Origin of the sequence: Nitrosomonas communis, assembly GCF_001007935.1 — a bacterium.
Lineage (GTDB): Bacteria > Pseudomonadota > Gammaproteobacteria > Burkholderiales > Nitrosomonadaceae > Nitrosomonas > Nitrosomonas communis.
Map to the genome: position 1 here is coordinate 1,423,453 of NZ_CP011451.1, position 12,986 is coordinate 1,436,438.

Annotated in this window: 1 protein-coding gene, 1 other RNA gene and 1 pseudogene; 2 read left to right on the top strand and 1 reads right to left on the bottom strand. The window is 55.3% G+C overall.

Annotated features, from left to right (window positions below; translation table 11 throughout):
• Nucleotides 1-78: 78 nt before the first annotated feature.
• Nucleotides 79-440: a transfer-messenger RNA gene (gene ssrA / locus AAW31_RS19650) on the top strand.
• Nucleotides 441-975: 535 nt separating this feature from the next.
• Nucleotides 976-1,248: pseudogene (locus AAW31_RS23450) on the top strand (IS256 family transposase); the annotation flags it as partial.
• Between the two features lie 42 nt (nucleotides 1,249-1,290).
• Here AAW31_RS23450 and AAW31_RS06475 read toward each other — a convergent pair.
• Nucleotides 1,291-12,984 carry a putative Ig domain-containing protein gene (locus AAW31_RS06475; protein ID WP_046849625.1) on the bottom strand — a complete coding sequence of 3,898 codons (11,694 nt, stop codon included), beginning with the start codon at nucleotides 12,982-12,984 and terminating at the stop codon, nucleotides 1,291-1,293.
• Between the last annotated feature and the right edge of the window lie 2 nt (nucleotides 12,985-12,986).

Genomic DNA, 12,986 nt, shown 5'->3' on the forward strand with positions numbered 1-12,986 from the left:
CTCAGAGATTCTGTTAAAATTATATTCTTGAACTTTTTCGTATCCATACAATCATATCAATCAGTATAAATTATCTTGGGGGGCGATTCGGCTTCGACGTGGGTTGCAAAGCAGTGCAGGGCATACCGAGGATCAGTTACCTCGTAAATACATCTGAAAAAAAATAGTCGCAAACGACGAAAATTACGCTTTAGCCGCTTAATCCGGCTGAACTCCACACCGGTGGGCCTCAACGCCGGGTCTGGCAACAGACAGTGGAGTCACTAACGAGGATCGTATTTCGCAGGGTTACTTTGCGAAGTACTAAATAATAGGTAACTCGCCTTTCATCAGCCTGCCAGCTGGCGGGTGACAGGTTAAATCAAATAAACTTGGCTAAGTATGTAGAACTGTCTGTAGAGGGCTTGCGGACGCGGGTTCAATTCCCGCCGCCTCCACCAATACCAAAAACCAACCTTTCATCCGGTTGGTTCTTTTGTGCCTACTCTCGCGTATTTGCGCGGGTTCCTGAGGATTCTTGCGGACTTCGTAGTTTCAAGAGATTCCCTAAATTCGCTCAGTTTTTCTCTCTCTGCGCCATTATTCTCTCCACCCCTTCCTGTCATTTAAGTGCGAAGTCCACAAGCTCATATTTTTTAGATGATAAAAATCAATGAATTACGCGCGGACGAATCAAACGGTTTATTTTCAGTATTGGTAGGTGGAGGAAACAGCACCTAGGCGGAAAGAACAAAAAAGAATATGAAAAACTACGCCTCATTAGTCTTTTGCACCTCAATGCTGCGCGCACGAATTATAGCAAAGCTCAAATAAATTGATTATACCTTACAGATGACTTATCCATTTTCATTTCGCTGCAAAGTCTTATCCGTTCGAAAGGAGGAGGGACTTACAATCGCGCAGGTTGCGTTAAGCAACTCTTTAAAATCGAATCATTTCATATAAAGTAGGCTATATCTGTCTAGAGACAAAGCTTCCATGCTGGCCTTCTATGATTATCCTGCCGAAAACTGGCAGCATATAAGAACAACTAATCCGGTTGAATCTGTCTTTGCTACTGTCATAATAAGAACAGATAAAACCAAGAATTGTGGAAGTCGGACAACAACACTAACCATGCCGTTCAAGTTCATGGAAACTGCTCAAAATAATTGATTTCGATTAAGAGGCTATAAGCTGTTAGCAGATGTCATCTCCGGCGTTAAATTTGTTAAACAAACAGGAGATCAAAAACAGGTAGCCGCTTGACCCTCCATACACCACATTTGATTATAGCTCATTCGGTCTCTATCACCTTGTAGGTACGCGTACTGGCAGAGCTCCAACCGAGTCGATTTGAGCTCTGGATAAATTAACAAGTCTCAAGGCCTCGTCAGGATGAAACCCGGCAGCCCGAAGGGCGTAAAAGGCCTTGATGTCTTCGAAAGCAATGTTCGGAAAGAGAAGCGTTCCATTGCCTGTAGCCTCAATTTGTAAAGACCCTACGTTTGGTTGGTTTATTGTCTCGCCCCGATACGCCCGGTTTATATTCCGTTGGGCTGTACTTGCGAGATCATGCTGCGCATTTGTAAAGCTAGGGACACCTTGTTCAATCGTAATTGCGGAATTGTGATTCGGATTTAGTCTTGCTCGACCTGGAGAAAAACTAGCAGATTGATGAATATGATGCCCAGCGACGTCACTATAAGCTCCGGCGTTAGCGATGGGGCCAGCCGTGAAGCCACCGCTGCCCCCCGGCCCAAGCGCAATGGGGCCGCGTGATGGAATCGGATTTAGGTTGCCGCGAATCCTTCCTGCCGGCAGCAAAGGCTGGTTGACGGGCGGCAGTGCCGGTGGGCCAGCCGTGAAGCCTCCGCTGTCCCCCGGCCCAAGCGCAATGGGGCCGCGTGATGGAATTGGATTGAGGTTGCCGCGAATCCTCCCAGCCGGCAGTAAAGGCTGGTTGACGGGCGGCAGTGCCGGTGGCACATGTGCCATTGTCACGCCAGGCAGTTGCCCGCCGACGGTTTTAGGACTTATTGCAACGGCTGCCGACTCCGCCTGGGTCCCTACCGTCACGACCTTGGCGTTCAGCGCCTCACGCGTTATTCCATAACGATAAACCATTGTTCCATCTTCCAAAAGCACTACCGCCGCATTCCTGGCGCGATATGCAGCCAACGTCTCTGCCACCGTCGCCGGTCCTACCCGACCGAGCCCCGCGACGCCTCCTCCCGCGAACCCGGCGATAAGCCCCAAGGTCTCGCTGCCCGTGACGTTGGTCACGACCGTATCGGCGGCGTAACCAACGGCAGCTGACTCCACGAACAGCCATGGATTAGCTACGGCGGAGGCAGTGAGAGCAATGGCCGCACCCGTACCCACCACCGCGACCGACGACGTTATCCCGAAAGCAGCTATGCCGGTGGTATGACGCAGGTTCCTTTCGATCACGATGGATTGCTCGAGCCGTTCTTTGGCGAAAGCCCGTTTCACTTGGGCGTCGTGTTCATCGGTGCGCGGTGGAACCTTCAGGCCATAGCGTTTAAAATTCTCGTAGTTGTAGCGCACGCGGAATTGCTCAAACGTCGAGACATTAGCAATGCCTTGCTTCGCCCTGTACTGGGCCGGCGATGTAATGTCATGTATTTCGATGATTTCGGGTTTTATACCCTCATTGAATTGCGGCAAACAAACATCCTCACCGCCCCCCATGGCGCCGCAGTAGAATTGCTCCGTAAACTCTTCCATCAATACTCCGTCAAGGTTTCTGGTGATGGTTTTCTGTATGTAGTCTGCAGCGATATCCTCGTAGCCTATTCGTTCGAACTCGGCCCCAACCTCCCAGCCAGACGGCGCAACCTTTACGTTGCTTTCCGCGACTTTCGGTGCTACTTTGGCTTCATCGAATTTCCGATCCACAGTCTTGGGCGATTCACTCCGCAGCGCATCAAATGCATTCTGGATAAACACTTGTCCCAAGCCCATGGCCAGTTGTTGAGAGAGCGCATTCCAGGCGCGCGCGTTTGGGTTCCAGACCCATCCCGTGTTGGGATTGAGCGCCTGCTGAGCCAGATCCGAGAAAAAACCACCCAACACCGGGGTAGCAGCACCGCCCAAAGTAGCCGTCAACAAGCTCGATTTGAACGGCTCTGGCTTATTCTCGGGGTGGATGATTTCCTGGATCTTATAGTTGAAGGCATAGGTGGTCGCAGCAGCTCCAGCCTGGGCCAATGACTGCACCCACAGGGGTCCCCGCACAGCAGTGGCTGCCCCGCTCAGCCCGCCAGCAAGGGCTCCTGTTAGCCCCGCTTCGGCCACCGCTCCTGCATCACTTAATTTATAGTCATCCCATCCCTTCTCGCTTGACAAGCTTATATAAAATGACTGGCTGGCGAATCTACCGGCGGCCGCTGCGATCCCCATCCCCAACGGGCCCAGTGTCGACAGCGTCACACCCAGCACCATGGACGTGGCAATTCCCACGACAGGCGCAAACTGCTGAACGGTTTTTTCCCAGAAGGTCGGTGGGGGAGGCGGCATGGGCGCGCCCACCCATGGCGTGTTGGAGATAATCGTGTTAGGGTTATAGGGCGAAAACGTGTCGACGTTGTTGTGCAAATTGGTCACGACGTTGGGAATGCGTAGGCTTCGTCCAACCTGTGACTCCAGCGAATCGGAGGGACCGGTGGTCAAGCCATTGGCGTCAGCGATCAAGTACCACAACTGCTCGTCTCCCAGGAACGCCTTCGCAATGCTAGCCGTGGTATCACCGGTGAGGACCGCATAGCTACTGGGCTGTGAACTTGGATAAGTGGAGCTGACAGGCGTGAAGTTGATACCAAAGTTGGCGTGCAAGCCTTTTCTGGTAAAGCTGCTAGAGGGGACGTTGCCGATCGCCTCTCCGCTCGTGTTGTAGAAGAAGCTGTTGTATTTGTCATCCCGAATTCCCCCATTCGGCCGCATGTCAATCTTAGCCTTGTCGAGCACGCGACCCGATCCGTCGTAGTCGAAGAAGACCATCTCCGTATTGCCCGGGCCGTCCACCGAACGCTGCCACACCAGGTTGCCACGCCCGTCATAGATGTTGGTTTTTTGCGTCGGTGTCGATTTCTTGAGGTTGGATTCAACGAGAATAGCTCTTTCCCTCAGCGCCCCTGCCTTGAATACATAGCCGTAGGTATAGGTATTCTTGAAACCCTGAACGGGATCAGTTCCCAGCCCATCCCCTTGGGTATAGGTGTAGGATCGCAGTATGCCGTGGTTGTCATAGAGGTTTTTAGTTTCTGAATTTGTGTGCGGTCTCGTGGAATGGGTTGAGGTTTGCTTGTCGAACAGGCCTGCGGCGTTATAGTGATCTTTTACCTTCACTAGTGACTGGGGCTCCATCCTCATGTTAAAGGCGCTGACGAAGCGGAAATGGCTATATTGACTACTCTCAGAAAGATTGCCCAACAAATCGTAGCTGCGCGTTTCCGACGGCATAAAGGGACTCGGACCGGGGTCGGGTGGTATCTCTTCAAGTTTCTCCAAGAACTGTTTGTTGGAGCGCACCCCAGCCTGTTCGATCTTGATGAGGTAGCCTAAGTCGTTGTAGGTGTAGCGCTCCAAACGGGCTTGCTCCCAAGACGTGTCTCCGCCTAGTTGGGATTCTCTTATTTCTGTTCCTTCCTGCGTGCGCGTCCTGGCGCGGCGGCCGACGGCATCGTAGGTAATCACCACGCCAGCATCGGTGACAGTGCCATCTTGTTCAATGGTTTTGTTGGCCAGCGTCATGCGCCCTTCGTGGTCGTAGTTGAACCACAATTGCCGACCATTGATCTCCTCTCCTGTAAGGGTACCGTTGCCCGGCAGGGGTATGGTACTTCGGCCGACGGAGCTGAACGTAATTCTCCTGCGGTTACCGAGCTCGTCGTAGTCGTAAGTGACGTTCGAGCTCGAGCGCTTGCCATCTATGTTAAGATTGTCGACGGTAACAGGCCGGTCTAGGGCGTCATAAGTAGCCCTTATTTCTCGCTGCTCCTCCTGCGCTGCTATAGGTTGAAGATCACTGCCGATAAAGTACTCGTAAAAGCCTTCCTTGGTCTCGATATTGACAGTCCCCACCAGTCCCCTGTCGTTGTATGAATATTTATTCGTGCTGATGGATGACCAATAGTCCAAACCGCCAGCAAAACCGAGAGTGCCTACCGTTTGACTATCCGTTGTCTGGGCAAGCAACCCGTTTTCCTTGTATTCATAAACTCGATTGTTCTTCGCTGTCGAATCCGTAATGTCTGTGCCGGTATAAGTCTCCTGCTTGACTTGACCAAAATCGGTGTAGCTATAGGTAGTAGTGTGGTTGAATCCCCCCCCTGCAGCAGTACTCGTTGTACTGGTAAGGCGGTTGATCGTGAAGTTCAGTTGATCGCCGCTATCCGCAGCAGTGTTGTAGCTCCAGGCCTGGCTGTGGCCCGAAGCGTCAGTTTGCTGGATCTTGTTGCCCAGGATGTCGTAAATGCAGGAAGTCTCACGGCCCGGATCCCCGCTACTAGGTGTAAGCAAAGGCCAGTTGTCCCACGCCTGGAACTGAAAGGTTCCCCGCACCAAGCCACGCTCGTCGTATTGGGCGTAGTTGGCATTAAAGAGAGAGAGCGAAGTCGACACGTAGTCGCGGGTTTCGATGCGGCGGTTAGCTTGATCGTAGCTGTGGCTGTTCAATAGCACGGCCACCGGGATGTTACCTGATCCACTCACATAAGTATCATTCTCGCCACCAGGCGACAGGCGTAGGACATTGTGCGTAAGTTGATTGCCGTTGGTGTCGAAGGTATCGACAAAAACGTTGCCTACCGCGTTGACTGTGGCTACCTTGTTGCCGTTAGCGTCGTAGGCGTAGCGCAGGCCATGCCGTCCTTGGTGGACTTGCTCCGCGTCCTTTTGTTCCACCACCTGCCCGATGCTGTTGTAGAGAGTACTGCGCGTGCGCAGCATGCGAGGAGGTTCAGTACTTAGAACATCCCAAGCAACATCGATTTGCTCCACCGCATAGCCAGCCAGGTCATAGTGTGTTTGATGCCTGACGATCGGGAAATATGATGTGCCATCCGCCCGAAGTGCGCGTGCGGGGTCCGGTTCCACAGAGATGGCCTTGTTGTCGGCGTTGTACTTATATTCTGGACTCCGCATGGTGTCTGCCAAGCCATTGCCGCGGTCGCTCACTTCAGTGCGACGGATGACGTTGCCCCACCGATCAAGGATTAGACTAGTCCTAGGCGTGACCATGCCCCCATCACTCGAGAAAACTGGCTTGCTCTGCCAGATTGTGCGAGCCATCAGGTCGTAGCCGGTCTCACTAACGCGGATGTGGGTGTCGTCGGCGGTGCTGTTGTTGCCTCGTTGCTCGGTACGGGTTATTTGCCCCGTGAGGTTGTAGAAGAACTGGGTCTGGCCATCGGCACCCTCCTGGGTAACCATATTGCCGGCGTTGTCATAGCTGTAGTGCAGCCGTGTGGCGTGCTGCAAATTGCTCAGCGCATCGCTCGCAGCACCCCATACGATTTGTTCCTCGGTGATTTCACCGAACGCGTTGTAGATTTTGCGTAGACCGCTCTGGGACAATGTCGAGCCGTTCATGAACACGTCCAGCGTATCGGTCATGTGGCCCACGGCGTCGTAGGCGTACCGCCTCTCCCGCGTGTGTCTGACGACTTTCCAGACTAGTAACTCTTGCGTCTCGACGGAGACGACGGGGAATCTGGCTCCCAGCGTCGAACTGATCGCTTGGGTTTCTTTAACGATACGGCCGGAGAAGTCATACTGCCAATTCTTCACGTTTCCCCCGGCATCGGTAATGCTGATGGCATTGCCACCAAAGTCGTAGCTGGTGCTGGTGATCAACGTGGCACCTGCAGCATCACTGCGGCCGGGGCTGTGTGTGGACTTTACGGTTTGACCGAAAGGGTTGAGCACCAAGTCGGTCACCGGTGAAGTCAGAACCTGGCTGTCTAGCAGGAAAGGATCGGGGTTGTTCAGCCCGCTTTTGACCACCCAGCGTGCGGGCTCTGTCACTTGTATAAGCTGTCCCAGCGCGTTGTACGCAGAGCGGGTAACGTTGTTCATCGCGTCAGTGTTGGCTATCGCATGACCCAAACCGTCGTAGTCGGTGTGCTGTACGTTCACGCCGTTGTCACGACCAACTTCGATTTGAACATACTGGCCGTTTTCGAGCGCGCTATAGCTCAAGTTCGAGCGCAGCGTGTCGGTCTGCTGATTGCGTACATCGTACACGTAAGAGCTGATGCGATCGGCGCTTTCCTCATTCGGCATTGGCGGCACCGTGAGAAAGTTGCTATCTTCGTCCGTTCCTCCGAAGCCATTATACTCAATGACTTGCGTCAGGTTACCGACGGCATCGTAGCTGCGCGCAGTGTGAAACCCCAGGAGTATGGATGGTTGGCCCTCAGAATGGATGATGGCATGGATCTTGACGATAGTGAGGGTCTCGCGTCCCATCGTGTCATAGTAGTGCCAAGTTTCCTGTGCACGTGTGCTATCTAATTGAACCGTTTGATGAAACAGCTCGCCGAAAGAGTTGTACTCGAACATGGTATTGCCAGAGGCGCTCACCGGCGTGATGCTGCTGTCCAGAGGGACAAACCGTCCCGAGCTGCCACTGAAGAAGTAGCTGGCTACGGTGGGCTGAATCGCCTGCGTCTTGCGTCCCAGGTTGTCATAGCGCATCGTCATTGTGCGCGCGAGCGGATCGTTATCAAGCGCGCTGGCCAACGCATTGGCGCTCCATGGCGTGTCAACTCCCGCCGGTGGCGTCCCTACGTTCTTGTTATAGCGTGTGACCGTGGTTTGCTCGCTAAACACGTTGTAGGCAAACATAGTGACATTGTTCAGCGCATCAATGTCATAAACCACGCGGCCGAGGTTGTCGTAAGTCTTGTACTCATATTGAGAGCTGTTGAGACCCGTGCGCAGCTGCGTGCGGACTTGGTTACCCAGCGCGTCGTAGGTCGTTGCCAGACTGCGCTGAAACCGCCCCTCCGCCGAGATCGCCTCGACCCTGCCTGTGGCCGAGTCATACCAACCTGGCTGGATCATGCCGATCTGCCGTCCGAGACGGTCGTAAGCGTACTCCGTGATGCGTTGATCGACCGTTTGCACCGCTTCGAGCCGCCTAAACAAATTGCCAAACGCATCGTGGTAAAGCCGCGTTTGCAACGAACGATTGGTCGGCGCGGTCTCACTGCTCAACTGCACTGCCACCGGTGGCGAGAACTGGTCGAACAGGCGCCCTTGCCGGTCGTAGACGTAACGCCATTTGGCGCCGTTCTTGTCGGTGAAGCTGGTCTTATCCCCCAGGGCGTTGTACTCATTGGTCTCAGTGAAAGCTGCCGCATCGGTCGTTATCAGGAGCCGGTCGGCGCGATCATAGTCGTACTTCTCACCGCGCGTGATACCGTCGCCAATCGTGCGCCCGGCGCGCCATGCGGACAGCGCATCTTCGGTGTGCGGGATTGTATTGTTGAGCAACAAATCAAACTGCCGACTCTCTTTGATGCGGTTCAGCGCGTCATACACCTTCTCACTCACCGATCCGTCGGCACCGACCGCAAAACGCTGCCGCCCCGCGGCGTCATAAACCAAGCGGGTCGTTCGGTCGTGGACACTAACGTTGGTTATTGTGGCACTATCGAGCGTGGCCTTGCCGAAATCGGCCAGCACCATCGTTTTAGCGTAGGACGTGCTCTGGACCAGGCGGTCCAGCGCGTCGAACTCGTGTTTGCTGACGATGTTTTGGCTACCCGCTATTTGCACCTGCACGCTATAGACCTTCCGCCCGGCCGCGTCGTATACAAACGCGCTGCGCCGGTCTTGCGCACCCGCGGTGATCACGCTGGCCAGCGTCGCCTCCCTGTAGTCGGTTACGGGGCCTAACAATGTCGCATAGGTAACGGTCTGCACCACTTGGCCAAACGAGTCGTAAGCCTGCTCGCTGATCCATTGCTGGGTTGGCTTTCCAGTAGCGTCACTGGCTAGCACCAGCACTTTGTAGCGCTGCCTTCCGGCGGCATCGTATGCATGGTGGCTGACTTGATTACTGAAGTCGGTACGGTCGAGCGCAGCGTTGATCGCGCTTTCGGTAAATTCCGTGAGCATCGGTCGGGTTGCATAGCGCACGCTGCTCACCAGCTGGCCCGCCGGGTCGTAGACTGACTCGCTGACCGAGCCGAGTGCATCCACCGTAAAGCGCAGTCGATTGTTCGCATCGTAGGCAAAGCGCGTGCGCTGGATTTTAGCCAGCGTTCTCTCATCGTCGCTGTAGCCCAGCGTGATCAACTCGGCTTGGATCTCAGCGACATTGATTCCTGGCGAGGCGCTGGTATCGGTCGCATCGAGCCGGGCTTCGGGTAGAAACTTGTCGTAGCGTCTTGTTTCGACGATGTTGCCATTAGCGTCAAAGCGGTTTTCGGCAATCGTCCAGGCGGTACCATTATGTGCCTGCAGCGTGTAACGTGAACGACCATCGTTGTCGTAAACAAAGTAGCTGCGTTGGTCGCGCGTGTTGACCTGGGGTGTCACCGGCGCGCTGATCACATCGCCCAGTTTGGCCAAGTCCTCAGCGCTCAGCCGGTTGAAATAACGCCGGCTTTGCGCCAAGCGGCCGTTAGCGTCGTAAACACTTTCGCTAACTTCACCAAGCGCGTTGATGGTTTGAATTTGCTGGCCGGCAGCATCGTAGACATACCACGTATTCGTGCCATCGGGGTGGACCGTGCAACTCAGTCGCCCAGCCGCGTCGTAGCGGTACTCGGTGGTAAGGTCGCGCGTGTCGCGCGACCCGGGCCCAAAGACTGCGCTGGGTGCCACGATTTCTTTGACACGGCGGCCCAACTGGTCAAATTCGAACAGCGTGACTTGCTGATCCGTGCTCGAGAGCGTACCGCGCGCAATGCTTACTGTCTTATCAAAATTATTATAGCTGTAGCTCGTGGTCAGCTGCAGCCCACCCGCATTCGGATCTACCACTGTTCTCTTCATGCGGCCTTTGCGGTCGTAAGCGTAAGTTGCTCCCCTCAATTCGCCGTTTTTTGACCTCTCTGTCATCGCGATTTGCTGGCCGAGCGCATTGAATTTGTACCGCTGCAAAAAGTTTAAGCCGCTGGGATCAAGTTGCCGATCAATTACCCGATTGCGCTGATCATAGCCTAACCGCGTTACTATGCTGCGAGCATCAGTAATTTCGAACTTACGGCCGCTTCGGTCGTAATTCGTCTTGGCGATCACTTGACCCAATGCGTCGGTCACCATCGTTGGCTGACCGTCCTTGTTGTACGCATATTGCGTAATATTGCCGCGTCCATCCGTGGCGCGCAGCGTCTCATCGTGGCGCGTACGCGCCGTGGTCACTTGTATCTTTTCGGGCGTCGTTACCGTGACGCTTCGCGCCGCCTCGTTATACGCATACACGGTCTGTTGCTTGAGCGCATTGGTCATGCGGAACACGCGGCCGAGCGCGTCGTGTTCGGTGCCCGTGGTGCGGTTGAGCGCATCAGTTACCACGATGGTACGGCCGCTGTCCTGGTAAGCCGTTTTGGTGACTTTACCCGCACTATCGATCGATTGAATGACACGACTAAAAGCGTCATATGCTGTGCGGGTGTTCAAGTTGATCCTACCCACATCGTCCGTCTGCGATACCACTCGCCCGTTCAGATCATAGTCAATCTGCTTTGTAGTGTTACGGCCCTCCAGATATGAGCGCACCTGTGCCGCAAGCTCACCGTGTGCGTTATAGACATTGATCGTGACACCATTCTCGCCGTCGACTTCCTTTACCAGACGTCCAGTGCGATCGTATTCGTAGGTATTGACCTGGTCTCGGCTTATGTTGGCTAGCGCCGCCAGTTTGCTTAGCAGCAACTGATCGGCGAAGCCGCCCCCGCCGTCCGCTAACAACTGCTCCATATCCGCATCAGCGATCCCTGTTGCATACCGCCGGACAGACTCTGTCTGACCGAAGCTGTTATACTTCGTCTCGCTTACCTCGCCGGCCAGCGTGTCATTGGCGCTTTTTCTGATGACATTGAGCGTATGGGTCAGCCGGTTCTCGCGGTCATAATACAACAGCGTCTTGTTGCCGTTGGCGTCCACGCTGCGAATTGCCCTGCCGAGCGTGTCATACTCATGCCGCATTCCGTAGTCGCGAATCGCCTCGCTGACCCGCTGCGGCGTCGGATTCGTTCCCAGCCACGCATCGCCCTCCCCGCCCAACGTCGCCGTAACTTCGCCGAAGGTGTTGTAGAACGTGCGGCCAGCGCGCTGCTCGGCCGTATTCGCGGCATTCACTATGCGCGTGAGTCGGCCAGCGTCGTCGTATTCGTTGCGTGTCACCGTCGAACCGTCCAGCCCGGTGACCTCGTCCACTCGGCCGAAGCCGTCGTATCGCACGAGCGATGTCTGGCGGGAGTCGCCCGCACGGTTCTTCAGCGAAGCCATGGTGTCACCCGAGGTGACAATGACCGGCCTCAGATAGCGCAATGTTTTTTGAGAATTGAGCGCATCGTTATAAACTGTTTCGGTCAGGAATTGCTGTTCATCCACTGCGCCTACGACGCGCCCTTGTCCGTCGTAATAGACGTAACTGTGCAGCGCGCTTGTATCGATTGGTCGCCAGGATGATAGCTCATCACTACCTGGCGACTGATCGGGTGTGGTGGCTGCCGTACGAATCTGTACCGACACGGTCCTGTCTACGGATTGCCCACTTGCATTCGTGGCCCGCAACAAGATGGTGTAGAACCCGACCGCGCTGGAGCTGCCTGTGATCGCGCGTGTACTCGCATCGAAGGACAATCCTGGCGGCAAGCCGCTCACCACGCTGTAAATGAGCGATTGGCCGGTGGCCGTCGGGACGACGTAACTCACTGGAGCATTCGTCACAACATTGAGAGATGGTAGTGACGCCCAGGTGGGCCCGGTGCCGCCCTGCCCGCCGCTGGATGCAGCGTTGGCCACTGCGATGAGCACCGTCACATCTGAGGACTTGCCGCGACCATCATCGGCACGCAGCGTGACGGTGTAACTCGTCACCGTGGCCGGCGGCGTGCCACGCAGTGTCGCAGTACTCGCATCGAAGCTCAACCAGCCGGGCTGCGTGCCTACCACACTGAAGGTCAGAGGGTCACCATCCGCATCGTATGCCGGCGCGCGATATTCAAACGGCTGACCGGCGATGGCATTCTGATTGGTGACACCGACCCAAACGGGCGCGGCCATGTTCACTGCTGCCGGGCTGCGCTGGCTGTAGCGCGCGGTCTCAATCAACCGTCCGCCTGCATCGTACCTGTACTCGGTGAGGTAGCCGAGCGCATCCACGCTACCGACCTTGCGGTTGTCCTTGTCGTAAAGAAAGCGGATTACGCGATCATCCGTATGCGTCATGATCACGCGCGATATTCCATCGTAGCGGGTGGTCGTAGCAAAGTTTTCAGCATCGGTTGTTTTCATGAGCCGACCGGCCGCATCGTAATCGAATATCGTTAACCGATCGCGCGCCGCATCGGTCGGCACGTCGCTGCCTGCATTACCTACCGTGAGATTCAGCTTCGTGACCGTTTGCGTGGTGCTGTCGTACCAGCTACTCGTGTCGGCGCGGTTCAGATACTGTGTTTGTCGGACGATCTGCCCGGTCGCGTTGTACTCAGAGCGTTTCACGGCCCCGGTCGCATCGACCTCGTACTCCAGGCGCCAAGCTGCGTCATAGAACAGATAACGCCGACCGCTTTGTGCGTCTTCCAACATCCGCAGCTGATCGGCGTTGTTGTAGACATATCGCGTCTCACGCGTCGTGCCATCGCCCGTCTGACGTACGCTCACCAGCCGACCACGGCTATCGTAATTGCGCGTCTCGGTCATACCGCTCTGCACGGTCACAGTTATGTTGCGATTGGCATCGTCATAGACGGTGGTCTGAGTGCCATTGGCATCCGTGCTTGTCAACACCCGGCCCATCC